Below are 25,308 nucleotides of genomic sequence, written 5' to 3'. Positions count from 1 at the left end.
TGCTTCCCCCTTATAGAAATCCGTTTTCGTGTAAAAAGCTTTCTGTAACTGAATTGCTCCGCTTTGTTGGTTGTGACATAAACTGTTCGATATATTTTCCAATCATGTCACACTCAATATTGACGATATCCCCAGCTTCTTTTGTGCCAATAATAGATTCGCTTACTGTATGGGGAATAAGCGAAATTGTAATGGAATTGTCATCCACATCAAAGATTGTTAAACTCGTACCGTCAATTGCAATGGAACCTTTTTGTAAACAATAACGAAGTAAATGGTTGGGCATTTTGATTTTGTAATATATGGCATTATAATGTTGCTTTTTACTTACAATGGTGCCAGTTCCATCAATATGACCTGTAACAAAATGTCCACCGAAACGTCCGTTAGCTGCCATAGCACGTTCTAAATTCACTTGAGAATGTTGCTTTAGCATGCGAAGTGATGTTGATTTCATTGTTTCAGGCATCACATCAACCGTGAAATGAGATTCGGTAAATGATGTAGCAGTTAAGCAGATACCGTTAACGGCAATGCTATCTCCTATTTTGATATCCGATAAAATGAAACGTGCTTGAATTGTTAGTTTCATTGCGTCCCCGCTTTGTTTCATAGTGGAAACGGTTCCTAATTCTTCTACGATTCCTGTGAACATGAAGGCACCTCATTTCGCTTTCTAGCAATAACTTTTATATCATTACCAATCTGTGTTATCTCTTGAAATTGCAGAGAAAGTGCGTCTTGTAGCTGTATAAAACCAGTACCGCCAAACCAAGTAGGAGCATCTTTTCCACCAATTAATTTTGGGCTTATATAGGTTACAATTTCATTGAAACCATTTGCCTCTAAAAAACTTGCATGGATAGACTGTCCTCCCTCTACAAAGAGTGAAAGAATTTGCTTTTCACCAAGCAAAGAGAGAAGATCTTGAATTTCAATGCGACCTCTGTTCATTTGGAATACAGATACATGTTCAGACTCATATTGCAATATTTGGTCTTTTTGAACGTTCTTTCCAACGATAATCCATGTTGGAGCTACTCGATCTGTTACCACATGAGAGAGGAGCGGTGTTCGTAAATGTGTATCTAAAATAATCCGAATTGGATTTTTACCCCCATTTGGAAGGCGGGTAGTTAACGATGGATTATCAGCAATGATTGTATTGACTCCGACAAGAATCGCGTCGTGTGTGTGTCGATAGTGATGAACATCATCGCGGGCTGCGTCTCCTGTAATCCATTTGCTTTCCCCGGTAGTAGTTGCAATTTTTCCATCTAAGCTCATTGCTGTTTTTAATGTGACAAAAGGACGCTTTGTTTTCATATAGTGAAAAAAGTATCGATTTAAGGAACGCGCCTCTTCCTCTAAAATACCAGTTGTCACATAAATACCAGCTTCTTCTAATTTCTTTTTGCCATTGCCAGCAACAAGAGGATTAGAATCAAGCGTAGCGATTACAACGCGTTTGACTTTCTTTTGAATAAGCAAGTTACAGCATGGCGGAGTTTTTCCAAAGTGGCTGCATGGTTCAAGTGTGACATATACAGTTGCCCCTTTTGCATGAGCACCGGCCATGCGCAGTGCATGAACTTCTGCATGTTCTTCACCTGCGCGAAGATGAGCCCCCATTCCGACGATTTTCCCATTTTTCACAACAACAGCACCGACCATTGGATTTGGGCTCGTTTGCCCCGCTGTACTTTGCGCCAGCTGTAAAGCAATTTTCATATATTCTTGGTCTGTCATTTCTTTCACCTCTCCTAAGAAAAATCAAAAAACCCCAAGGATATCATCCTTGGGGTTTGGGAGACGTGATTTCTAGAAATATAGTACGAATACGAAAGTACAAGAAAGAAACCTAGCTATGTTTTATATTTTTGCATAGAAAAGAAGCCTAGCAAAAATATATTTTTTTACATGCTAGTGTACATATTTTATTTCAGCATAGAAAAATAGGTATATGAAATAAAGCATATACGATTATGAAACATGTGCATGCTAAAATAAAAGTGTATTCGCTATATAAGCACTAGAAAACATATCCTTCTCCCATCCAGACTATACTGTCGGCTCTAGAGTTTCACTAGATCCACCGTTTTCAATTTTGAAAACGGGTCACGGACTTAGAAGCGTGCACTTCATCACCGCCGGTTGGGAATTTCACCCGACCCCGAAGGATGCTGTTTGCTCACATTATAGCACAAAAAATAAAAAAGGATAGAAAAAATACTCGAATATGGAGAATTGCGTGACAATAAAAAAGGGAAAACTGTTGGGGGAGAAGGGAATTGGGTAAATCATAATTGTTTGCTAAAGTGAGAAAAAGCATGCACCTCGATTGGTGCATGCTTTTTCAAAATTATTTTGTTTCTGGAGCACGAACAACGGATTCAAATTTGCCCTTATGTGCTGCATCGCAATAAGGCATATTTTTTGATAAACCGCAGCGACATAAAGAAAATGCAGGTTTCGCTGGGAAAGCATTCCCTTGCGAATCGACTAATTCCACATCCCCTGTAATGCGAAATGAGCCGTTGTCATTTACTTTAATTTGTACTTTTGCCAACCAAATTCCCTCCTTCCAAACGCTTAAGTTCATCATATAATTGCAAGAGGAACTTGACAATACAAAACTTACTTTGTCTGAAGGGGACGAGAGTGTTATAATATCGTTTATAACTGACTATAGTAAGGTGACTAAGTATGAATAAACAATTACGTACACTACAAAATGTTGCAAATGAGCGCACATGGGCGTCTTTTTTAAATGATAATCATCCATATAGTTTACTTCATTGGTCAATTGCAGGTGTGGGGCAAGAGGCGAAAGATGTATGGTTATTACAAGATGAGGTAACGTTTCAAACAACTGAATTTGCAACACTTGATGAGGCAATGAAGTGGATTTCTGAAAATATGGAACAGATTACAGATGTTTTAGCACAGTAATAGAAAAACAGGCTTAAGCGAGCCTGTTTTTTGTTTCTTTTACATAAGTTTCTAAAAATTGATCGATGGCATATTCATATTCTTGTTTATTTTCATTATAAGAGCAAGCATGTGCACCATGCTCTGCAATATAGAGCTGTTTATTATCATTCTTGGCGTCGTATAGCGCTTTTGTCATGTCGCATAAAATATAGTCGTCCTCTTTACTATGAATAAAGAGGACGGGATTATTTATATTTTTTATGCAATCAATTGGTGAAACTTCACGAATCGTATAGCCATCACGAACTTTTAAAAATGCATTTGCTAAAGGTAACAACGGCCATTTTGGTAAATGGAATTCAACTTTCAATCGATGCTGAAGTTGCTCGTGAAAATCAGAAAATGGACAATCTGCGATATAAAAATCAGCACCATCTTCGATCATTCCTGCATATTGTAGAAGGGTAGCAGCGCCCATTGATTCCCCATGAATACCGAGTAGAATATCTGTACCAAAGCGGGTTTTCAGCCAATCCACTACAGCTTTTAAATCATACTTTTCGTAATACCCATAACTTGTTGTCTTACCACCGGATTGACCGTGTCGGCGGTGATCGTAAATGAATACGTTATATCCTCTTTTTAAAAATAAATTTGCATATTTGATAGAATTTATTTTATTCACTGTTACACCGTGACAAAAAATCATAAATTGATTGGAATGACCGGCAGGAATATAATATCCATGAATGTCGTATCCAAATTGTGAAGGAATCCAAATTTCTTCTTTCGGTAAGGCTTGAAAATCACTTAAGTGAAAGTGTTTTTTTGTTTCGCGTTCTAAAATTTCTTCGTCTGTTTTTTTCTTTAAATACATGATTTTATTCGTAAAAAAAATACCCATACCAATTAATGCACCTAGTATCGTTAGTACTGTTGTAAAAATACGTTTCATACCTTACCTCATCCTCCAAAGAACTTTTACATATGATACACTTATATTGTATCATAGTAGTTTAAAAAGGTGGGAGCAGGGAATGGTTCAAATACAAAAAATTACAGATGAGATGAGAGGTACGATTCGCAATATTATGTGTGAAAATTGGGGCAGCACAATGATGGTTTCCAAAGAAAGAGCCCATCAATTAGATGAATTACCAGGATTCGTTGCAATTGAAAATGACAGAATAGTAGGAATTATAACGTTTGAATTAAAAGAAAGTATGTGTGAAATTGTATCATTAGATAGTTTTACTGAAAGGAAAGGGATTGGCACGAGACTTGTAGAAAGCGTGATTACATTAGCTCGAGAGAACATGTGTAACAAAGTATGGCTAATTACGACAAATGATAATACAAATGCACTTCGATTTTATCAGAAACGCGGTTTTATCATGACAAATTTGTACGTGGATGCCGTGGAGAAGGCAAGGAAAATAAAAAAAGAAATACCGTTTTTTGGCTATGATGATATTCGTATTTTGCATGAAATTCAACTCGAATATAGATTGTAAACGGTCGTTCATGTAACAATTTTCAGAAATATAAAACAACAAACTTGACGGTATGTATTTTTTAGATTACTTTTTAGTTGTAAACTATTACCATATTAAGGGGTGACGATGTGGCAACAATACGTGATGTTGCAAAAGTAGCTGGTGTTTCAGTCGCAACCGTTTCACGAGTCATGAATGAAAAAGGATATGTTCATGAAGATACAGTGAAACAAGTGAAACAAGCAATTGAAGAATTAAACTATAGGCCTAATGCAGTAGCGAAAGCTTTATTTACAAAATCTTCAACAATTATTGCTATACTTGTGCCGAATTTACGAAATCCATCATACATAACTTTACTTCGTTTTATAGAAGAATCAGCATATCAAGAGGGGTATCAAGTTATTGTTTGCAGTGTGGAAAATAAAAGAAATTATATAGATATATTATCTCGAAATCATATAGCTGGAATTCTTATGACGGAGGAAGTCTTTCAGGAAGTAGGAGAAGTTTCAGTTCCATTTTCTGTAATAGATATGAAAATGCCGCTTTCCAAATATTATCAAAGTGCCAAAAAGGCCGTTACTATGCTTAAAGAAAAAGGATGCCATTTTCTAGCGTATATTGGAGAAAAGGATCATCGTGAAGAGATGGAGGAGCATATATCTGGCTTTTTAGATGCAGTTTGGGAAGAGAAAATACCATATCGAGTGGAATCTTTAGAAGAGGATACGGAAAAGCGATATCGAGAAGTATTACAAAAGTATCCATACGTAGACGGTATTGTCGCTTCAAGTGATAAGGATGCCATTTCTATTATTCGTGCAGCAAATTCTCTTGGCATTCATATACCGAATGAATTACAAGTTATTGGATTTCAAGGGAGTATGCAAGGAGAATGGGTAACCCCATCATTATCAACGATAGAAAACTGTTATGAAAAAAAAGTAGTGCATACCTTGCAACAATTAGTTGGAAAAATAAAGAAGAAACAAGTGAAACATGAAGTTGTGGAAACAGAGTTTGTATTTATAGAAAGAGAATCAACGAAGTGAAAAAGGTGCGCTTGAACAGCGCACCTTTTTATAGTGTAATTGCGGCAATAAATCCGAATAGAAGTAATGGAATATTGTAGTGCAGAAAAGTTGGCACACATGTATCCCATATATGGTGGTGCTGCCCATCTGCATTTAATCCTGAAGTAGGTCCGAGTGTACTATCGGATGCTGGAGAGCCTGCATCACCTAATGCCCCCGCTGTACCAATAATAGCAATTGTGGCCATTGGGCTAAATCCAAGTTGGATACAAAGCGGAACGAAAATTGTTGTTAAAATGGGAATGGTAGAAAAAGAGGATCCAATTCCCATTGTGACGAGTAATCCAATAATAAGCATGAGAAACGCTGCAAGCGGTTTGCTATTTCCGATTAAATGAGCGCTCGCTTGTACAAGTGATTCAACATGTCCTGTCTTTCTTAAGACAGCGCCGAAACCAGCAGCAGAAATCATAACAAACCCAATGAAAGACATCATCCTCATGCCGCTTGTTAAAATAGCATCTGCCTCTTTAAGAGGCAGACTTCCACTAATGGATAATACGATAATTCCCGCTAAGGCACCAAAAATCATCGACTCTGTTGTTAATTGAACAGTTAACGTTGCCAGAATAGATAATAATCCAAATATAATGCTTCTTTTTGTATAAGAACTATCTTCATTCGCTGTACCTTGAATCGTTTTCGTTTCATACGTACGTGGTTTGCGATAAGTAATGAATATAGCTATGCATAATCCGGTTATCATACCCATTGCTGGGATAGTCATCGCCTTAGGGATAAGAGATACATCAAATGTAAGTCCACTTTGCTGAGCATTTGTTTGTAATACATCATGATAAATTTTTCCAAATCCGGCTGGTATCCACATATAAGGTGTAATTAACCCAAAAGTAATGAGACATGTCACCAATCTGCGATCTATTTTCAGCTCATTTAACACTTTTAAAAGTGCTGGAATTAAAATTGGGATGAAAGCGATATGAACCGGAATCACATTTTGTGAAAAACAGGCCATTGCAAGAATAATAAATAAAATGAGTATTTTGGAATACATTTGTTTTTTTGTGTCTTTATCATTTCCAATTATGTTTAGTGCCGCGTGAATCATGGCATCAGGTAGTCCAGTCTTCGAAAGGGAAATAGCAAATCCACCGAGCATTGCATAGCTTAAAGCAATTGGTGCACTGTTTCCAAGACCAGTAGTAAATACGTTAATTGTTTCTGAAATACTAAGGCCACCGATTAGCCCACCTGTTAAAGCACCAACAATAATGGCGACAATGACTTGGACACGTAATAAACTAAGCAATAGCATGACGGCTACTGCGATAAGTACAGCATTCATAATCAATATAATCTCCTAAACTTTATTCTGTTTATACCATTTTTTACCGTAAAGAATGCGTTCGAAGCATTTAAAGTTGCGACATACCATTATAAAATGTTTTCACAAAAATGTAAAAGGGTACAAAAATGATTAATATGAAATGGACAATTCTTGTTTAATGGAATGTAAAGCGTGAGCAAATCGTTCTGGCTCTTCCAAATTCGGAGAATGTGCGGAATTTGGAAACCAAATCATTTTCTTGATTGGTGCTCGAATCCTATCACAATATTGTTGTACAAGTGTATAAGGAGTTTGATAATCGAAACGACCGGAACAAAAATAAACTGGGACCGACAATTCTACAATAGTTGAGAAAAAATCAATGGTTAGCATCTCTTCCCATAATGTTCCTGACTTTACATGACCGGCGAGAAATTTCAACCAATCAAGCCAAGTATATTCTGATGAAAAGAAGCCTTTTCGAATAAAGGAAAACGAAGAACCGTTTTGAATGGCGCCTCCAAATGTGCCAAGCCACCTTCTTTGAATCATAAGCCGTTTCATATCTAAGAAAGGTGGATTCCCTAATTTTGCAAGCGAGGTCAATGCGCGTGTATGTCCATGTTTTTGGGCGGAATGAATTAAGTGTTGAAATAAAAGTTCTTCGTTTTGTTTCATGTGTACAATTTGTCCAATACCAATATAAGCTTTGATATATTCTGGATATGCATGTGCGACGTTTAATCCAATAATGCTGCCCCATGAATGTCCAGCTAAAAATAAGTTTTTTCGGTTAAAGCGAGATAGAAGATACCGAATGACTTCTAGTGTATCTGAAACGAACTGTTCAATGGTGAAGGGAGTTTGAATATCTCGCCATGAAAAAGACTTTCCTGCCCCGCGCTGATCCCAATTGACAACGATAAAACTCTTTTCTAACTCTTTTTGAAAATGGCGAATAAATCCGATTTGCGCCATACCAGGCCCACCGTGGCACCATAATAAGATAGGGTTTGTTACGGCTCGTCCGCGTATAAGTAAAGATTGTTTTCGGTTGTTAATCATTACGCTTTCAATCGTAGCGATACTACCAGGGATGAGCTGTTTATTTTCAGTATAAAACGATGGAGTGTGGCTACGAAAAAGCATGTGAAAAACCTCTCTTTCTTCAAGCGTATATGTATCGCACAAGCTGGAAAATGTGCATATACTGTTAGAAAATCATTGTATCATAACTTACTATCTGTATTTCAAGTATGTGAGCTCTAGAGGGGGGAGAAAAAAGTGACAATTGGAGAAATTATAGATCGCTTAAATAAACGGGAACCGATTGCAATTCTTGCAAAACGCCTCGAAATGAGCCCCTATACATTGTCAAAAAAATTAAGAATGCTCGGATATGAATATGACAGTGAGCAGAAGAAACGAATATTTACTGGAGAGGGAGAAGAACCTCGACATTTATACCTCCAAGAGGCCATGGCATTGCAGTACGTCAAGACGGATTATCAAGTATTAATTTATGAGCAATTGCAGAGCATATATGAATTATTACAAAGAAGAGAGGAACGCTTTCTTCTAAAGAAAAAAGGTTGCAAGAAAAAAAAGAAACGCACGTTTTCTATATGTACGGAAGTGCTAGAGCAATTAGATGATCTATGTAGCACGAAAGGGATGCATAAATCTCAAGCAGTAGAAGAGGCGTTACAAGAATTTCTAAAAAAATATGAGGTATATGATGATTGAACGGCGAACAAGATAGCTATTTACTTTTTGAGTGGCAACTATTCTGTTATTTCCTTAAAAGAGACCTTTTCTTGGTAATGATATTACAATGCGGAGAAATCGAAAACATTTGTACGTAGTGAGACTTTCATCTTTAACGAAAGAATACACAATCAATAAAAAACCCCCTATTTTTAATAGAATAGAGGGTTTGGGAAGTTAGTTCATCCGTTGTATTCTTCCGTCAATCGTTGGTTGGATTGGTTCTTTCATTTGTTTGACGTAATCAACTAACGCTTCAAAATCAGTTGGGCCCGTTTCAGCATTTTGTCCATTTTTAAAGCTAATAAATCCATCTCCACCTGAAGCTAAAAAAGCGTTGGCAACAACACTGTATGTTTTGGAAGGGTCGAGGTCCTCTCCGTTTGCTAAACGAATCGTTGTTACTTTTTCACCATTTGGCTTATTAGCATCCCAACTATATTGAATACCAGAGATTTGTAGCATCCTTGTGATTTCTTTTTGCCATTGTTGATTTAACAGGTCACGGATATCTTGCCCTGTTAAATGTACTTTGATTAATTGGTTTCCGAACGGTTGAACTCCGTATAATTCACCCCATGTAATATCGCCTGCGTCTAAGTCGTTACGAATACCACCTGGATTCATTAGGGCAATATCAGCTTGCATAGTTGCACGCTGAGCGTCAGCAATGAAATTTCCAAGAGTAGATTCTCCAGCAGCATTTTGTTTCCGATCTAATGGGGCGTTCGTTCTTCCGACAACTTCATTGACAAGAGGCGCAATCTTTTCTTTATATTGATCAAGCTTTCGTTTCACTTGCTTATCAGGTTCTATCCCTTCATGATAGGTGGTTACAATCTCTGCTTTTTTGGAAACAATGTCTTTTGTTTTTCGATCAATTTGTATATCTACATCAGCAAAAGCTGTGCCGTATGAATGAGCTTGTACAAGCAGTTTATTGTTAACTGTTCCATTTACATAAGTGTGACTATGCCCACCGAAAATAACATCGATTTCTGGATCAGTTTCCATTGCTAAGCGAACAAGATCTCCGTTTGTTACATCATCATGATTCGTTGTACCTCCAACATGAGCGAGAACAACGATGGATTTGACCCCTAGTCTTTTTAGTTGTTTTGCAGCTTTATTAACCGCTTCAACTTCATCTGTAATTTGAACATTTTTGAGCATGGTAGGTATGACAATATTAGGGGTATCTGTTGTGACCACACCTATGAAGCCAACGGGTACTCCTTGCACCATTTTTACAGTAAATGGTGGGAGAAATAAACGACCAGTAGATTTGTTGTAGAAGTTGGCAGCGATATATGGAAATTTCGCTCCTTTAAAGTTTCCAGTCTTCTCATGATAACCGCCATAAATAAGGCGGTGCATTTCGTTGACCCCTTCATCAAATTCATGATTCCCAACTGTTCCAACATCAAAACCTAAATCATTTAAAAATTCAATCGTTGGCTCATCCTGTAATAAAGCGGAAAGAGGCGGGCTTGCTCCAACAATATCACCAGCATGTACCATTAATGTATTTGGGTTTTGTTTTTCACGGTCACGTAAATAGGTAGCTAAGTATTCAGCGCCACCTGCTTCCTTGTTATTTATTTTTTTTACCGTATCTAATTGACCATGAAAATCATTGATACCAAGCAGTTGCACATCTATGTAGCGATTTTGTTCTGAAGGTGTTTGAGAGAGAGGTGCAGCAAAGGCAGTTGAGCATGTGACCATACTAAAAATAGCAAGTGCAGGAATTATTTTTTTCCACATCATTGATTACTCCTTTTTATCATTTGACATCATACGGCATAATTTTAATAGATTAAGAGAGTTATTTCTACAAAAATAGCGAATTTTTTAATAATTAACATAGAATTATTAGTAGATTTACATTTTTACAAATTTTATATGATGTATGAAGAGAGGACCTGCTCATACGTAGAAACAATTAGGCTTTTTTAAAGCAATTTGGAAAGAGAAAATGCATCGATATAGCTTTTTTATTGTTTAGAGTAGCGCACTTACCCTATAATGAAGAAAAAAGTAAAAGGTGAGCAAGACATGAAGAAAAAGAAACAAAGACAAAATCAAATGAATCAAAAAGAAAAAGATTCTATTACAATTGGAGATCAGCTGAATGCATCATTAATGGAGCAGTTAAAAAGTAAAAAGAAAGAACTGCGAGCAAGAGTGGAAGAAAGAGAATTAAAAGAGCAAGAAAGAAAACGCCGAGAACAAAAAGAGCGTGAAAAAAATAAGTCGTTTGAAGAACTATTAAGTGAAAGTAACCTAAGTTGGAAAGACTTTAAATAGTATGAAGAAATCATCAGTAGCTTTACGCTGATGATTTTTTCCAAGTCTAGAGGAAAAAGGGGAATGAGGATGAGGAAAATTGTAGTCGTTCCATATGAAAATCATTGGGGGGAGAAGTTTCAAGCGGAGGCAAAAAGGTTAAAAGAGGCGATGCCAGAACGTGTGAAAATACATCATATTGGTAGTACATCTGTACCGGGACTCGCTGCCAAGCCAATTGTAGATATGATTATGGAAGTGGAAAATATTGAAAGAGTGGACGAGTGGAATAAGTTGTTTGAAAAGCTTGGTTATATTGTAAAAGGAGAAAATGGTATTAGTGGTCGCCGTTTCTTCATTCATGGAACAGAAGAAAAACGTTCCTATCATTTACATGTCTTTGAAAGAGGAAATCCAGAAATTATAAGGCATCTAGCATTTCGTGACTATATGATTGCACACTGCGAAGAAGCAGAAGCTTATGCAACTTTAAAAAACGAATTAGCTACAAAGTATACATATGATGGCGGAAAGTATACAGAAGGAAAAACGAAATTTATACGGAATATTGATAAAAAAGCAAAAGAATGGTTAGAAAATAACGCAAGTGAGTAGGTTTACGTTATTTTACAGGGAAGAGGAAAGAAAAAATTATGTAAACTGTGTGTATGTTTTGACTTTTTTCGTAAATCTTGTTCAAATGAAGTGAAGGTTATAAAAATGATAGAACTTGTTGATTAAGTTTTTATATTGCAGGGATAAAGAAGGAGGAGCAAGCATGTATATTCCAACAACGACACTTCATAACGGTGTGAAAATGCCAATGCTTGGTTTAGGGGTATATAAAGCCAAAGAGGGAGAGGAAGTAAAACGAGCGGTAAAAACGGCTTTAGAAATTGGGTATCGTTCTATTGATACAGCGGCAGTATATGAAAATGAAAGCGGTGTCGGTGAAGCGGTTCGTAACTCGGGTATTCCGCGTGAAGAGTTATTTATTACAACAAAAGTATGGAATGATCATCAAGGATATGAAGAGACGCTTCAAGCGTTTGAAAAAAGTTTGGAAAAGTTACAAATGGATTATGTAGATTTATATTTAATTCACTGGCCAGTTAGAGGAAAGTATATCGATACATACCGAGCTCTAGAGAAGTTATATAAAGAAGGGAAAGTGCGAGCGATTGGAGTTTCTAATTTCCATCAACATCATTTAGAATATCTTTTAGCCAACTGTCATGTGAAGCCGATGGTAAACCAAGTGGAGTTGCATCCAATGCTTGCGCAGTTTGAGTTGCGTGACTTTTGTCAAAACAAACAAATTCAAATGGAAGCGTGGAGCCCGTTAATGAGGGGGAGAGAAATATTTGAGCATCGGATTATTCAAGAGATTGCTAGTAAGTATAACAAAACACCTGCCCAAATTATTTTACGCTGGGATATTCAAAGTGGCATTGTAACCATTCCAAAGTCCGTTACACCATCTCGTATTAAAGAGAACTTTACGATCTTTGATTTTTCATTAACAGAAGATGAAATGAAACAAATTGATACATTAGATTGTAATGTACGTATTGGGACAAATCCTGATAAGTACGATACAATGTAAAAAAAGCTACCATTTGGTAGCTTTTTTATCGATGTAGTGCATATGTATCACATTTTACAGCAGCTTGGATTTGTTTATATTCTTCATTCGTTAATGAACTTTTTGAATAGGCTTGTACATTTTCTCGCAATTGTTGAATAGAGCTTGCACCAGGAATGGCAGCTGCTACAATCGGATTGTGTAAACAATATTGAAGAGCAGTTTCAGTTAATGAACGTTCTTTCGTAACTTCTTTTATCGTAGTTAAAGTGCGAGTTAATTCAGGATAAGAATAAGAAAGGTACTCTTTTTCCTTCACTTTTTCTACTTTTCTCTCATTGTCATCTGTCAATAATCCTTTTGCAAGTGAACCTCTTGCAATAACGCTAATTTGATGTTCTTGAAGCAGTGGAAACCATTCTTCAGGTCGGCGATTTAATAAGCTATATTCCATCAATACACTCACGATATTAGAGCGTTTTATATATTCGCGAATCACATTTGGACGAATAGAAGAGATACCGTAATGACGGATGATTCCTTCTTGTTTTAACTCTTCAAACGCTTCAATTATTTCTTCAATCGGATCTTCTATCGTTCCTCCATGCAGTTGATATAAATCAATATAATCGGTTTGGAGGCGTCTTAGGCTTTCTTTTACTTCTGTTTTTATATAAGTTTTAGAAGGATCCCAAGACCATCCATTTTTTTCGGATGTCCAGCGATTTCCGACTTTTGTTGTTAAAATAACTTGATCACGTTTTCCTTTCAAAGCTTTTCCGACAAATTCTTCATTTAGTCCATAATGATATAAGTCTGCTGTATCAAAAAAGTTTATTCCTAAATCGATTGCTTCATGAATAATAGAAATGGCTTGCTTTTCTTCTGTACCAAGAGACATGCAGCCAAGTCCCATCTCAGTCACATATAAATCTGAATGTCCTAATTGGCGTTTTTTCATTTGTCAACCTCCTTACTTATATTGTACGGAAGCGAAAGAAGGTTGACAAATGTTTACCTTTTTGTTTTCGTAATCCAATCTTGTACCGTTTCGTATTCTTTTCCGTATTGCTTTAATTTATTGCGAATTTGCCAAGCTTTACCGACTAATGTGACTCGATTAGGCAAAATGTATATTTTCATTTTTATCAAGCTCCTTTCATTGTGGTAAAATATATGAAGAACGAATAGGAAATAGAATTAGGGAGATGGATAAGTGTGAGTAATCTTGCAGAAAGAACGGTTGCAACGGAACCCATTTTTGATGGGAAAGTCATTAAAGTTCGCGTTGATGAAGTAGTATTGCCAAATGGCGAAATGAGTAAACGTGAGATTGTCAATCATCCTGGAGCGGTTGCGATTATTGCAATAACGGACGAAGGAAAAATCGTTCTTGTTGAGCAATATCGTAAAGCGCTAGAGAAAGAGATTGTGGAGATTCCTGCTGGAAAATTGGAGCCAGGAGAGAAACCTGAAGTAACGGCTGTTCGTGAATTGGAAGAAGAAACTGGATATGTATGTGAAAAAATGGAATTTGTTACATCCTTTTATACATCGCCAGGTTTTGCCGACGAAATTTTGTATGTATATAAAGCAACAAGGTTAAAAAGAAAAGAAGATAAAGCGGCTTTAGATGAAGATGAATTTGTAGAGCTTATGGAAGTATCATTAGAAGAAGCGATTTCACTTATGAAAAGTCAACGTATTCATGATGCAAAGACAATGTTTGCTGTGCAATATTTACAATTACAAAAATAAACACTCGCCTTAGGCGAGTGTTTTAGTTGATTTTCGCATAGACGCGTGTATCACGTAATGTACCGTCTGGAGCGAGAAAATCATTTTCATGTGTACCTTCTAAAATAAACTCAAGTCGCTCTGCTACAGCACATGCATTTGCATTTGTTGCATCGCAGCGAATTTCAAGTCTTCTAGCGCCAAGTTTATCAAATGCGAATTGAACAGCGCCTTTCACAGCTTCTGTCATATATCCTTGTTTTGTATAAGCGCTATGTAACCAGAAATGAAGCGAAAACTTTGGAATATCCCAGTTTTCTGGCTGAAGAGTAAGAGCTCCGATAAAAGTACTAGAGGCTTTATCATATAAGTGAAAGGCTAATGTTTCACGAAGTAGAAATTGTCCGTGAGCTTCTCGGACGATTTCTTCAGCCTTGTCTTCGGTGTCGATTGTAACGGGAATCCACGGTTGCAAATCTTCTAAAGAAGCTTGAATTGCTTCATAGACCTCGGATCCGTCGCCTGGAAATGGCTTGCGTACTTGTAAACGCTCCGTCTGAAATAATGTTGGAAAATCTAATAATAATGGTTTCAAAGGAAATCCCTCCTATTCTCTACTTTTAAGTTTAGCAAAGTAGGACGGAATTTCAATCTTAATTAATCATACTTTTTTTCTCTTGTTCATACATTTTTAGTAAGAGTATGAACGGAGGGAAGAAGAATGTTGCGAAAAACTTGGCAAGATCGTGTAATAGCTCATCTACAAGAAAACTCATCGCTTTATATATTTGTTTCAGTGTTACTATTGATGGGCGTCGTGTTTGGAGCAATACTTGTAAATAGCTTACAGGTGAATCAAAAGCAAGATTTATCATTTTACTTAAGTCGTTTTTTTGGACAAGTCTCAAAAGGGGAATTTGCACTTGCGAGTGAAATGTTTCGTGAGAGTTACGTTTCCCAATTGAAATATATTGGATTTATTTGGATACTAGGAATTTCTATTATTGGGTTACCACTTATTTTTATTTTATTATTTTTAAAAGGAGTCGTGATTGGGTTTACAGTTGGTTTTTTAGTAAGTCAACATGGCTGGAACGGACTATTATTAGCCTTTGTCTCCGTTTTACCGCAAAATTTAATTATTATTCCAGCATTTCTTATCATGACAACGATTGCTGCTAGTTTTTCCTTACGTATGATTAAGCATCAATTTATTCGAAAGATCAACGAGCCACTATTACCGTTATTAATTCGTTATACTTGTTTTTTTCTTATTATTGGGGCTGTACTAGCAATCGCTTCCAGTATTGAAGCATATGCGTCACCAATACTTATGAAAGAAGTCGTTGAAGTTATTAATAAAAAATAAATACTACATGAGAATAATTATCAACTTATTTTGATTGTTTTTTCTTTTGACAGAAGCCTTTCTTCTGATATAATGGTGTAAGAGTGGCGAGGAGGGAGTAGTACCGAATGGAAGAAAGAATAGAACGAATTAAGAAACAATTACATGCAGCGAGCTACAAATTAACACCACAACGTGAAGCAACGGTTCGTGTGCTGCTGGAAAATGAAGAAGATCATTTAAGTGCAGAAGATGTTTACCTCCTTGTAAAAGAAAAGTCGCCAGAAATCGGATTAGCAACCGTCTATCGAACTTTAGAGTTATTATCTGAGTTGAAAGTTGTTGATAAAATCAACTTTGGAGACGGTGTTTCACGCTATGACTTACGCCAAGAAGGTGCACAGCGTTTCCATCATCATTTAATTTGCACAAAATGTGGTGCTGTCCAAGAAATCCAAGAAGATTTGCTTGGAGAAGTGGAGGAAAAAGTAGAGCGAGATTGGAACTTTAAGGTGAAAGATCATCGTTTAACTTTCCATGGGATTTGTGAAAACTGTCAAGAAAATGAAACGAATGAAAAATAGCCTTTTCCTATCTAGCTAGGAAGAGGTTTTTTATTTGAGTGAGGTATAAATGATAGAAAGCTTGGCATATGTTGTAATAACATATAATTTGGAGGAGTTTATCATGCGCCGAGCTTTGAAATTCACTTATGATGGAATGAAAGTATTTTTATTGTTTACAAGTTGTACGATTTTGTTTTATTTCGCTATACTATGGATAAATGAAGAATATGAAAGTTATCATCGTTATGAAAAGCCAAAAGAAGAGACAGTAGAAAAAGTATCAGGGAATGAGGAACCAGCAAAAGATGCTTTCGTAAATAGAATGATTTTTTTCTATGAAAATGGGGAGTAGTGTAGATTGGAAGATCAATTAAAAGATTTTATTCATTATATGGTTGTGGAAAAAGGATTGGCCAAAAATACGGTTGTATCTTATGAAAGAGATTTAAAAAGTTATGTAAAGTATTTGCAAAAGGTGGAACAAATGAAAACTTTTCATGAAGTGACTCGTATGCAAATCGTTAACTTTTTGCAGCATTTAAGAGAGAATGGAAAATCTTCAAAAACATTAGCGCGTCATATTGCATCGATTCGTTCATTTCATCAATTTTTACTTCGTGAACGAGCTGTAGAACATGATCCGTCAGTACATATTGAAACACCACAAGGGGAGCGAAAACTGCCGAAAGTTTTATCGGTAAGTGAGGTTGAAGCATTATTACAAACACCAAAGACGACGAGTGCTTACGGTATTCGAGATAAAGCAATGTTGGAGTTATTGTATGCAACAGGACTGCGTGTTTCGGAATTAATTGCACTCAACTTAGAGGATGTTCATTTAACAATGGGCTTTGTTCGCTGCGTCGGAAAAGGAAATAAGGAAAGAATTATTCCACTTGGAAGTTTAGCTACAGAAGCAATTCAGCGTTATATTGAAAAAGGAAGAAAAGAATTGATGGGAAAAAAGGCAGTGGATGCATTATTTTTAAATCACCACGGTAATCGATTATCTCGTCAAGGCTTTTGGAAGATTTTAAAACGTTTAGCAAAAGAAGCAAATATTGAGAAAGAGCTTACACCACATACATTGCGCCATTCTTTTGCTACACACCTGTTAGAAAATGGAGCAGACTTACGTGCTGTACAGGAAATGTTAGGACATGCAGATATTTCTACAACACAAATTTATACACATGTTTCAAAAACGAGATTAAAAGACGTATATAAGCAGTTTCACCCAAGAGCATAAGATGACTTATGCTCTTTTTCGTGCCATTTCGAATCAAAACGCTTTTAAGTAGGCAGAAAGTTCCATATAGAATTTTACAAGCATTGTTTGTACGGTTGTTTTTGTTAGATTCGAAATATAGCACGTATAGAAAAGAAAGGTATTTCACAAAAACTTCACAAACATTTCGTACATTGTTTTCAGCAGAAGGCTAGAATATAACTAGTGATTTCCTCTATACTAAATAAAGTACGAAGGAGGAAAATACAATGAAAAAATTTATAATTACTTTATTTATCGCAATGCTAGCTTTGGCTGGTTGCAATACAAATAAGGAAGAATCTCCAAAAAAAGAGAAACTTGAAGAAGTGAAGGTAGCAGTTCAAACAAATCCAAAAGAAGTGAAGCCAAATGAGAAAACAGAAGTGCAAGCACTTGTCACACAAGGAAAAGAGAAAGTAACAGATGCTGACGATGTGAAGTTTGAAATTTGGAAAGATGGCGATGAAAAGCATGAAATGTTAAATGGGAAGCATAAAGGAAAAGGGGTTTATGCTGTTGAAAAAACATTCCCTTCCGATGGTGTGTACCATATTATTGCTCATACAAATGCACGTGAAATGCATGTAATGCCAGAAGTAAAAGTGGCTGTAGGAAATGCGAAAGTTGAAGATGCAAAAAAAGAACATGATGCTCATGAAGCAGGACATGGTGACCATAAAAGTGATACAATGATTCACTTTATGGCTGGTGATGTGAAAGCAAATGCTGAATCTACACTGAAAGCTCATGTGAAACAAAAAGAAGAAGCGCTAACTAAAGCAGAAGTGCAATTTGAAATTTGGAAAGATGGTGTAGAGAAACATACATTCATCACAGCAAAAGAGGATAACAAAGGTGAATATGTAGGCAAATATACATTTAAAGAATCCGGTAAATATAAAGTGAAAGTTCATGTAAGAAAAGGTGATCTTCACGAACATAAAGAAGAAACAGTAGAAGTAAAATAAAAAACAGCTCATTAGGGCTGTTTTTTTATTATTATAGTACGAAATAAGTCATAATTTTATTAGCGCTTTGCACCAGAATAGATTACAATAGAAATGTGAGGAAAATAAGAATTTCTACGAAAATGTATTAAAAAGAAAGCGCAAACATGTTATGATGTAAGTGCAAGAAGTCTGACATCTGACTTAGAAAAAACAGGAAAGTTTCTGTTTCATTTTATATCAGATGAGCAGAGTGAGAGAATGACTGAAAAATATGAGTTATATTCTTGAGCAAATGAGAGAATTCTCATTCGTAACAGTTTCACTTTACAGCGTTTTGAACATACTACAAGAAGTAGAACTGAACATATAGGAGGTTGTCATGATGCATAAATATAAACGTATTTTCCTAGTCGTAATGGATTCAGTGGGAATCGGAGAAGCACCAGATGCTGAAAAGTTTGGCGATGTAGGAGCTGATACATTAGGACATATTGCGGAGCATATGAATGGATTGAATATGCCAAATATGGTGAAGTTAGGACTTGGAAATATTCGTGAAATGAAAGGAATTTCTAAAGTAGAAAATCCACTTGGCTACTATACAAAAATGCAAGAAAAGTCCACCGGGAAAGATACAATGACAGGTCATTGGGAAATTATGGGCCTTTACATTGATAAACCATTCCAAGTATTCCCTGAAGGATTCCCAAAAGAATTAATTGATGAATTAGAGGCGAGAACAGGACGCAAAATTATTGGCAATAAGCCTGCTTCTGGAACTGCTATTCTTGATGAACTTGGCAAAGAACAAATGGAAACAGGCTCTTTAATTGTATATACTTCTGCCGACAGCGTATTACAAATTGCGGCTCATGAAGAAGTAGTACCGCTTGAAGAATTGTACAACATTTGTAAAATTGCACGTGAATTAACATTGGATGAAAAGTATATGGTAGGCCGCGTTATTGCACGTCCGTTCGTTGGTGAACCAGGAAACTTTACACGTACACCAAATCGTCATGACTATGCGTTAAAACCATTTGGTCGTACAGTTATGAATGAATTGCAAGATAATAATTATGATGTAATTGCGATTGGAAAGATTTCTGATATTTACGATGGTGAAGGAGTAACAGAAGCGCTTCGTACAAAATCTAATATGGACGGAATGGATAAACTTATAGATACATTGAATATGGATTTTACAGGTCTTAGCTTCTTAAATTTAGTTGATTTTGATGCAATGTTTGGCCATCGCCGTGATCCAAAAGGGTATGGAGAAGCATTACAAGAATACGATGCACGCCTTCCAGAAGTATTTGAAAAATTAAAAGAAGATGATTTATTAATCATTACAGCAGACCATGGTAACGATCCAATTCACCACGGTACAGATCATACACGTGAATATGTACCATTATTAGTGTATAGCCCAAGCATGAAAGATGGCGGACAGAAATTACCACTTCGCCAAACATTCGCTGATATTGGTGCAACTGTAGCAGAAAACTTCGGTGTAAACATGCCAGAATACGGAACAAGTTTCTTAAAGGAATTAAAGAAATAGGAGGATATATTTATGAATCGTGAACTTATTACAAAATCAGCAACATACTTAAAAGAGAAATTTCAAGAAACACCAAAGGTTGGATTAATCCTTGGGTCTGGACTAGGTGTACTAGCAGATGAAATTGAAAATGCAGTGAAAGTACCATATAGTGAAATTCCTGAATTTCCTGTATCAACGGTAGAGGGACATGCAGGACAACTTGTATTTGGTACACTTCAAGGTGTTACAGTAGTTGCAATGCAAGGGCGTTTCCATTATTACGAAGGATATGACATGCAAAAAGTAACGTTCCCAGTTCGTGTGATGAAAGAACTAGGTGTAGAAACAGTCGTTGTAACAAATGCAGCAGGCGGTGTAAATACATCATTTGAACCTGGCGATCTTATGTTAATTTCAGATCATATTAACTTTATGGGACATAACCCATTAATTGGACCAAATGACGCTGAAATGGGTGTGCGATTCCCAGATATGTCTGAGTCTTACACAAAAGAACTACGTGTAATGGCGAAACAAGTTGCCGAAGAGTTAAATATTAAAGTACAAGAAGGTGTATATGTTGCGATGACAGGTCCAGTATATGAAACACCTGCTGAGATTCGTATGCTTCGTACATTAGGCGGAGATGCAGTAGGAATGTCAACTGTGCCAGAAGTTATTGTAGCGCGTCATGCTGGTATGAAAGTACTTGGAATTTCTTGTATTTCAAATATGGCAGCTGGTATTTTAGATCAGCCACTTCATCATGATGAAGTGATTGAAACAACAGAACGTGTGAAAGCAAACTTCTTAGCATTGGTAAAAGCGATTGTAAAACAAATGAAGGGGTGAGCTCACTATGAGAATGGTGGACCTAATTGCCAAAAAACGTGATGGACATGCGCTAACAACAGAAGAAATTAATTTTATTGTTGAAGGATTTACAAACGGTGATATTCCTGATTATCAAATGAGCTCTTTTGCAATGGCGATTTTCTTTCAAGATATGAATGAACAAGAGCGTGCTGATTTAACAATGGCAATGGTAAATAGCGGTGATACAATTGATCTCTCAGCAATTGAAGGGATAAAGGTAGATAAGCATTCTACAGGTGGCGTTGGGGATACAACTACGCTTGTACTAGGTCCGTTAGTAGCTGCTTTAGGTGTACCAGTTGCAAAAATGTCTGGACGTGGTTTAGGACATACCGGTGGTACAATTGATAAATTAGAAGCTGTGCCAGGATTCCATGTGGAAATTGAAAATGAAGAGTTTATTCGCCTTGTAAATGAAAATAAAATTGCTGTTATTGGACAAAGTGGGAACTTAACACCTGCTGATAAGAAGTTATACGCACTTCGTGATGTAACAGCGACGGTAAACTCTATACCACTTATCGCAAGTTCTATTATGAGTAAAAAAATTGCTGCAGGTGCAGATGCGATCGTTCTAGATGTAAAAACTGGTGCGGGTGCATTTATGAAAACGGATGAAGATGCAAAACGTCTTGCAGAAGCAATGGTGCGCATTGGAAATAATGTAGGCCGTAAGACAATGGCAGTTATTTCGGATATGAGTCAACCGCTTGGTGAAGCAATCGGTAACGCGTTGGAAGTACAAGAAGCAATTGATACATTGCAAGGTAAAGGTCCAAAAGATTTAGAAGAGCTATGTTTAACACTTGGAAGTCAAATGGTATACCTTGCTGGTAAAGCATCTTCTTTAGAAGATGCACGTAATAAACTTATTGAAGTAATGAATAATGGAAAAGCGTTAGACACATTTAAATTATTTTTAGCAGCGCAAGGCGGAGATGCTTCAGTTATTGATGACCCTTCTAAATTGCCGCAAGCTAAATATAAAATTGAAGTTGAAGCAAAAGAAGACGGATATGTGTCTGAGATTGTGGCAGATGAAATCGGGACAGCAGCAATGCTTTTAGGTGCTGGACGTGCAACGAAAGAATCTGAGATTGATTTAGCGGTCGGCCTTATGCTTCGGAAAAAAGTTGGCGATAGCGTAAAACAAGGTGAATCGCTTGTAACAATTTATGCAAACCGTGAAAATGTAGAAGATGTGAAGACGAAGATTTATGAGAATATAAAAATTACAAAAAATCATGTCAAAGCACCTACATTAGTACATGGTATTGTAACGAAATAATAAGCGAAAAGCTGAGGAGAGTTCTCCTTGGCTTTTTTTATTACTTTTTGTTTATAATAGTAATGGGTGAAATTATGATTAGAATTTGTGCAATAACGAAAAAAGAAGAGATTTTATATGATGTTTCACTAGAGGAAACATCTGGTGAAGATATTATGTGGTATTGGCTTGATCTATATAAACCAACGAAAGAGGAATATACATATATTTTACAAGAGTATTTTAAATTCCATCCCCTTGCGATTGAAGATTGCCTTGAATATGTACAGAGGCCAAAAGTTGATTTTTATGATGGATATAATTTTTTAGTTCTTCATGCATTTGGAGAAGAAGGATTAGAACCGCATGAAATCGACTTGTTTGTTGGAGATCATTATATTGTTTCATTTCATTTCTCACATAATAACGCCATTGAAAGAGTGTGGAAAACACTTGGTGAAAGAAAGCGTATTAAGAAAAGTCCCCTCCATGTAGCACATACAATTATTGACCAAATCGTTGATGATTACTTCCCACCTGTATATTATATTGAGGATCATTTAAATGCAATCGATGATAATTTAACAGGGGATACAGCAGGATGTGTATTAGAAGAAGTATTTGAAATTCGTGCGGACTTATCGAAATTAAGGCGAACCATTATCCCAATGCGAGATTTATTATATCGCATTTTAAATTCAACTGGCTTTTACGGTATAAGCGATCATGAAATTTATTTTAAAGATATACATGATCATTTGCTTAAACTTACGGAAATGATTGAGACGAGCCGTGAATTAACAGCAGATATTCGAGATAGTTATTTTTCATTAAATTCACATCATATGAATAACATTATGAAAACATTAACAGTATTCTCAACAATCTTTATGCCATTAACATTTATTGCAGGAGTATATGGAATGAACTTTACACATATGCCTGAATTAGAGGGGAAGTATAGCTATTTTATTTGTTTAGCTATTATGGCATTGATAGGTGGCGGAATGATGGCTTGGTTTTATAAAAAAGGATGGTTTAAATAAAAACCACAGCTGGAAACTCCAGCTGTGGTTTTTAGCCGATAGCATGCAATACGAACATGGCTAAGAATAAACATGTAATGATGTACATAGACGGTGCGATGTCTTTACGCTTTCCAAGAGCAACTTTTAAGATAGGGTAAGCGATAAATCCGAACGCAATGCCATCGGCGATACTATATGTGAGCGGGATCATAACAATGATCAAAAACGCTGGAAATCCTTCTGAAAAATCATTCAGAGGAATTTCTTGAATGCTTGTAATCATCAGACCACCAATAATAATTAAGATAGGTGCAATGGCACTATCAGGAATGAGTTGGACAAACGGAAGAGCAAACAGCGATGCGAAGAATAACACCCCTGTAACGATAGACGTCAGACCTGTCTTTCCGCCTGCTGTAATACCTGCGGCACCTTCTACTGTTGAAACGGTTGGACTTGTACCAAATAGACCACATGTCATTGCGGAAATGGCATTCGCTTGATAAGCACGTGGGAATTTACGATTATCTTCCAATAATCCATGCAATAGTCCCATATTTTCAAAAATGAGCACCATGCTTAAAGAGAATGTTGCAATCCAAAATGGTAAGGACGAAAGCTTTCCAAATGACATGGCTCCAAATATATTACTGTAATTCGTAAATGAAAATGAGCTATTGCCTACCTCACTCGTATCAACAAGGCCGAATAGCCATGCAATGCCAGTTCCAATTGCAATTGTCCATAAAAAATTCCCACGTACGTTTCGAATAAATAGAACAAGAGCTACAATGAGAGTAAGCAGTGTAGCAAGAACAATTGGACTGCTCAATTTACCTAATGCAACAGTAGTATTCGCATTCGAAACGACTAAACCACCTTTTTGTAATCCAATAAACGCAAGAAATAAACCAATCCCAACAGTGATGGATTCTTTTAATGATTTTGGAATTGATAAAGATAGTACACGAGCAATTGGTGTAAACGCAGCTACGGCAAAAATTAGACCAGCAATGAAAACGGCTGCCAACGCTTCTTGCCAAGTTAATCCAAGCGTATGAACAGTGGTATACGTAAAGAATGCATTTACCCCCATACCTGGTACAAGAATTGCAGGTGCGTTTGCCCAAAAGGCCATCATAAGACATCCGACAAATGAACTAAAAACAGTTGCCAAAATCCCCGCTTCAAGTGGGATGCCGGCATCTGATAAAATAGATGCATTTACAATCACAATGTAAACGATTGTAAAAAATGATGTCACGCCAGCTAACATTTCTTGTTTTGGTGATGTGTGGTGTAGGTCTAATTTAAATGTTCTTTCAAGTATTCCTTTCATGTTAAACCTTCTTTTTTATATCCCTCTCCCACCCGTGATATCCCTTTTATTCAGGGCTCACCATCCTTTATTATATCAGAACATCATGTTTTTACAACAAATAAAATGAGAACGTTTACTTAAAAGTGAAATCCATTTATAAATAAGTAAAAATAGCACGAACAGAAGAAATGATTTCTAATTGTCCTGTTTGAATTGGAGGTGCTGCCTGCGCGTGTAAGGAAGTGTGAGACACCATTTCACGCGGTAGTTGTGCGGATTCTTCTGTAAGCGAGAGTGGGACGGGATTAATAGTTAAGTTATAGGTACTCGCAATGGCGCGAGCTTTTTCTACTGCACGTTGCAGAGCTTGCAGCAATGCTTGTTGATAATATTGATGTGGATGAGAAAGTTGAAAACGTAATCCTTTTGCTACATTTGCTCCGTTTGTTACAGCTATATCATATACTTCCCCAGCTTTTTGTACATTTAAAACGGTAATTTCATACAAATGTTCTACGCGGTATCCTTGTAGCAAAGCTTTATCATTTACATATTCATATTGGGGTGTAATGGTATAGGAAATTGTTTCGATGTCTTGATCTGCAATGCCAAGTGCTTTAAGGGCATCAAGGAGCTGTCTAGATTGCGTGGCATTTTCTTCTTGTGCTTGTTTTACATTTTTATGCTCAGTTCGAACGCCAATTGTTAACGTAACAATATTTGGTCTCACGCTAACAATCCCTTCACCTTGTACAGTAATTGTTGCTTTTTTATCATCATTATGGTGGCGAAGATTAGGTACATAATGGTTCATTCCACTTTGCATTTCTTTTCACCGTCCTTTTTATATGTATATGAAGGAAGGTATCTAAAAATTGTATGTAAAAAGTTACAGAAGGAAGCAGAGGTAGAAAGAAATCGTATACAATATAGGTGTTTA

The 25,308-nt window shown here is 36.5% G+C and carries 29 protein-coding genes and 1 riboswitch; of the genes, 17 read left to right on the top strand and 12 right to left on the bottom strand.

The window, feature by feature from the left end:
• Positions 1 to 10: 10 nt before the first annotated feature.
• The 3 genes from ribE to MR056_RS01510 all read right to left on the bottom strand — a co-directional run bounded on the left by ribE (position 11) and on the right by MR056_RS01510 (position 2,605).
• Entirely contained in the window at positions 11 to 655 is a 645-nt protein-coding gene (gene ribE, locus MR056_RS01520) for a riboflavin synthase (protein WP_048721715.1), read from the bottom strand.
• A complete protein-coding gene (gene ribD, locus MR056_RS01515; protein ID WP_012095267.1) occupies positions 637 to 1,749 on the bottom strand; it encodes a bifunctional diaminohydroxyphosphoribosylaminopyrimidine deaminase/5-amino-6-(5-phosphoribosylamino)uracil reductase RibD in 1,113 nt (370 codons plus the stop codon). The genes ribE and ribD overlap by 19 nt, the downstream gene beginning before the upstream one ends.
• A 291-nt stretch (positions 1,750 to 2,040) precedes the next feature.
• A riboswitch (FMN riboswitch) is annotated at positions 2,041 to 2,185 on the bottom strand.
• Positions 2,186 to 2,362: 177 nt separating this feature from the next.
• Positions 2,363 to 2,605 (bottom strand): CDGSH iron-sulfur domain-containing protein, encoded by a 243-nt coding sequence (locus MR056_RS01510; RefSeq protein WP_012095266.1) that lies wholly within the window; start codon positions 2,603 to 2,605, stop codon positions 2,363 to 2,365.
• A gap of 101 nt (positions 2,606 to 2,706) precedes the next feature.
• On the opposite strand from MR056_RS01510, the gene MR056_RS01505 reads away from it, so the two are divergent.
• A complete protein-coding gene (locus tag MR056_RS01505) occupies positions 2,707 to 2,952 on the top strand; it encodes a DUF2552 family protein (RefSeq protein ID WP_012095265.1) in 246 nt (81 codons plus the stop codon).
• A 13-nt stretch (positions 2,953 to 2,965) separates the two neighbouring features.
• Here the strand turns inward: MR056_RS01505 and MR056_RS01500 are convergent, their stop codons facing one another.
• The gene (locus MR056_RS01500; protein WP_048721719.1) at positions 2,966 to 3,889 is read right to left on the bottom strand and encodes an alpha/beta hydrolase; all 924 of its coding nucleotides are present in this window, start codon (positions 3,887 to 3,889) and stop codon (positions 2,966 to 2,968) included.
• Between the two features lie 82 nt (positions 3,890 to 3,971).
• Here MR056_RS01500 and MR056_RS01495 point away from each other — a divergent pair, with 82 nt between their 5' ends.
• Entirely contained in the window at positions 3,972 to 4,448 is a 477-nt protein-coding gene (locus MR056_RS01495) for a GNAT family N-acetyltransferase (RefSeq protein ID WP_012095263.1), read from the top strand.
• Between the two features lie 110 nt (positions 4,449 to 4,558).
• Positions 4,559 to 5,485: a LacI family DNA-binding transcriptional regulator gene (locus tag MR056_RS01490; RefSeq protein ID WP_012095262.1), complete on the top strand. Its 927-nt coding sequence runs from the start codon at positions 4,559 to 4,561 to the stop codon at positions 5,483 to 5,485.
• Between the two features lie 28 nt (positions 5,486 to 5,513).
• Here the strand turns inward: MR056_RS01490 and MR056_RS01485 are convergent, their stop codons facing one another.
• Positions 5,514 to 6,833 (bottom strand): Na+/H+ antiporter family protein, encoded by a 1,320-nt coding sequence (locus tag MR056_RS01485; RefSeq protein WP_012095261.1) that lies wholly within the window; start codon positions 6,831 to 6,833, stop codon positions 5,514 to 5,516.
• A gap of 132 nt (positions 6,834 to 6,965) precedes the next feature.
• The gene (locus MR056_RS01480) at positions 6,966 to 7,964 is read right to left on the bottom strand and encodes an alpha/beta fold hydrolase (protein ID WP_048721723.1); all 999 of its coding nucleotides are present in this window, start codon (positions 7,962 to 7,964) and stop codon (positions 6,966 to 6,968) included.
• Between the two features lie 135 nt (positions 7,965 to 8,099).
• Between MR056_RS01480 and MR056_RS01475 the strand changes: the two genes are divergently transcribed.
• Positions 8,100 to 8,561, top strand: a complete 462-nt coding sequence (locus MR056_RS01475; protein WP_012095259.1) for a ribbon-helix-helix domain-containing protein — start codon at positions 8,100 to 8,102, stop codon at positions 8,559 to 8,561.
• A gap of 198 nt (positions 8,562 to 8,759) precedes the next feature.
• Here MR056_RS01475 and MR056_RS01470 read toward each other — a convergent pair whose 3' ends face one another.
• The gene (locus tag MR056_RS01470; RefSeq protein WP_048721725.1) at positions 8,760 to 10,349 is read right to left on the bottom strand and encodes a bifunctional metallophosphatase/5'-nucleotidase; all 1,590 of its coding nucleotides are present in this window, start codon (positions 10,347 to 10,349) and stop codon (positions 8,760 to 8,762) included.
• A 291-nt stretch (positions 10,350 to 10,640) separates the two neighbouring features.
• On the opposite strand from MR056_RS01470, the gene MR056_RS01465 reads away from it, so the two are divergent.
• The 3 genes from MR056_RS01465 to MR056_RS01455 all read left to right on the top strand — a co-directional run bounded on the left by MR056_RS01465 (position 10,641) and on the right by MR056_RS01455 (position 12,477).
• On the top strand, positions 10,641 to 10,892 hold the full coding sequence (locus tag MR056_RS01465) for a YqkE family protein (RefSeq protein WP_012095257.1): 252 nt from the start codon (positions 10,641 to 10,643) through the stop codon (positions 10,890 to 10,892).
• 69 nt (positions 10,893 to 10,961) lie between these two features.
• Positions 10,962 to 11,486, top strand: a complete 525-nt coding sequence (locus MR056_RS01460) for a GrpB family protein (RefSeq protein WP_048721741.1) — start codon at positions 10,962 to 10,964, stop codon at positions 11,484 to 11,486.
• Positions 11,487 to 11,649: 163 nt separating this feature from the next.
• On the top strand, positions 11,650 to 12,477 hold the full coding sequence (locus tag MR056_RS01455; RefSeq protein WP_048721743.1) for an aldo/keto reductase: 828 nt from the start codon (positions 11,650 to 11,652) through the stop codon (positions 12,475 to 12,477).
• 25 nt (positions 12,478 to 12,502) lie between these two features.
• Here the strand turns inward: MR056_RS01455 and MR056_RS01450 are convergent, their stop codons facing one another.
• The gene (locus MR056_RS01450) at positions 12,503 to 13,417 is read right to left on the bottom strand and encodes an aldo/keto reductase (protein WP_012095254.1); all 915 of its coding nucleotides are present in this window, start codon (positions 13,415 to 13,417) and stop codon (positions 12,503 to 12,505) included.
• Between the two features lie 53 nt (positions 13,418 to 13,470).
• Positions 13,471 to 13,599 carry a Z-ring formation inhibitor MciZ gene (gene mciZ, locus MR056_RS01445; RefSeq protein WP_012095253.1) on the bottom strand — a complete coding sequence of 43 codons (129 nt, stop codon included), beginning with the start codon at positions 13,597 to 13,599 and terminating at the stop codon, positions 13,471 to 13,473.
• Positions 13,600 to 13,674: 75 nt separating this feature from the next.
• On the opposite strand from mciZ, the gene MR056_RS01440 reads away from it, so the two are divergent.
• Positions 13,675 to 14,214 (top strand): NUDIX hydrolase, encoded by a 540-nt coding sequence (locus tag MR056_RS01440; protein ID WP_048721747.1) that lies wholly within the window; start codon positions 13,675 to 13,677, stop codon positions 14,212 to 14,214.
• Between the two features lie 22 nt (positions 14,215 to 14,236).
• Here the strand turns inward: MR056_RS01440 and MR056_RS01435 are convergent, their stop codons facing one another.
• Entirely contained in the window at positions 14,237 to 14,788 is a 552-nt protein-coding gene (locus tag MR056_RS01435; protein ID WP_048721749.1) for a GNAT family N-acetyltransferase, read from the bottom strand.
• 126 nt (positions 14,789 to 14,914) lie between these two features.
• Here MR056_RS01435 and spoIIM point away from each other — a divergent pair, with 126 nt between their 5' ends.
• From spoIIM to corA, 9 genes are all read left to right on the top strand, one after another.
• A complete protein-coding gene (gene spoIIM, locus MR056_RS01430) occupies positions 14,915 to 15,562 on the top strand; it encodes a stage II sporulation protein M (protein WP_012095250.1) in 648 nt (215 codons plus the stop codon).
• 107 nt (positions 15,563 to 15,669) lie between these two features.
• Positions 15,670 to 16,125 carry a ferric iron uptake transcriptional regulator gene (gene fur / locus MR056_RS01425; protein ID WP_012095249.1) on the top strand — a complete coding sequence of 152 codons (456 nt, stop codon included), beginning with the start codon at positions 15,670 to 15,672 and terminating at the stop codon, positions 16,123 to 16,125.
• 103 nt (positions 16,126 to 16,228) lie between these two features.
• The gene (locus MR056_RS01420) at positions 16,229 to 16,459 is read left to right on the top strand and encodes a YqzK family protein (RefSeq protein ID WP_041809982.1); all 231 of its coding nucleotides are present in this window, start codon (positions 16,229 to 16,231) and stop codon (positions 16,457 to 16,459) included.
• Between the two features lie 6 nt (positions 16,460 to 16,465).
• Entirely contained in the window at positions 16,466 to 17,356 is an 891-nt protein-coding gene (gene xerD, locus MR056_RS01415) for a site-specific tyrosine recombinase XerD (protein ID WP_012095247.1), read from the top strand.
• A 248-nt stretch (positions 17,357 to 17,604) separates the two neighbouring features.
• Entirely contained in the window at positions 17,605 to 18,345 is a 741-nt protein-coding gene (locus MR056_RS01410) for a FixH family protein (protein ID WP_048721753.1), read from the top strand.
• Positions 18,346 to 18,709: 364 nt separating this feature from the next.
• Entirely contained in the window at positions 18,710 to 19,894 is a 1,185-nt protein-coding gene (gene deoB, locus MR056_RS01405) for a phosphopentomutase (protein WP_041809978.1), read from the top strand.
• 12 nt (positions 19,895 to 19,906) lie between these two features.
• Positions 19,907 to 20,728: a purine-nucleoside phosphorylase gene (locus MR056_RS01400; protein WP_048721756.1), complete on the top strand. Its 822-nt coding sequence runs from the start codon at positions 19,907 to 19,909 to the stop codon at positions 20,726 to 20,728.
• 7 nt (positions 20,729 to 20,735) lie between these two features.
• The gene (locus MR056_RS01395) at positions 20,736 to 22,040 is read left to right on the top strand and encodes a pyrimidine-nucleoside phosphorylase (protein WP_012095243.1); all 1,305 of its coding nucleotides are present in this window, start codon (positions 20,736 to 20,738) and stop codon (positions 22,038 to 22,040) included.
• A 62-nt stretch (positions 22,041 to 22,102) separates the two neighbouring features.
• On the top strand, positions 22,103 to 23,065 hold the full coding sequence (gene corA, locus MR056_RS01390) for a magnesium/cobalt transporter CorA (RefSeq protein WP_048722051.1): 963 nt from the start codon (positions 22,103 to 22,105) through the stop codon (positions 23,063 to 23,065).
• 31 nt (positions 23,066 to 23,096) lie between these two features.
• Here the strand turns inward: corA and MR056_RS01385 are convergent, their stop codons facing one another.
• Both MR056_RS01385 and MR056_RS01380 read right to left on the bottom strand, forming a co-directional pair.
• Positions 23,097 to 24,386 (bottom strand): NCS2 family permease, encoded by a 1,290-nt coding sequence (locus MR056_RS01385; RefSeq protein WP_048721760.1) that lies wholly within the window; start codon positions 24,384 to 24,386, stop codon positions 23,097 to 23,099.
• A 136-nt stretch (positions 24,387 to 24,522) separates the two neighbouring features.
• Positions 24,523 to 25,194, bottom strand: a complete 672-nt coding sequence (locus MR056_RS01380) for an SIMPL domain-containing protein (protein WP_012095240.1) — start codon at positions 25,192 to 25,194, stop codon at positions 24,523 to 24,525.
• Between the last annotated feature and the right edge of the window lie 114 nt (positions 25,195 to 25,308).

The sequence above is a fragment of the Bacillus cereus group sp. BfR-BA-01360 genome (genome assembly GCF_022663595.1).
GTDB lineage: Bacteria > Bacillota > Bacilli > Bacillales > Bacillaceae_G > Bacillus_A > Bacillus_A cytotoxicus.
Note: the sequence above shows the minus strand (reverse complement) of the source record. Positions and strands in the feature narration are given on the sequence as shown.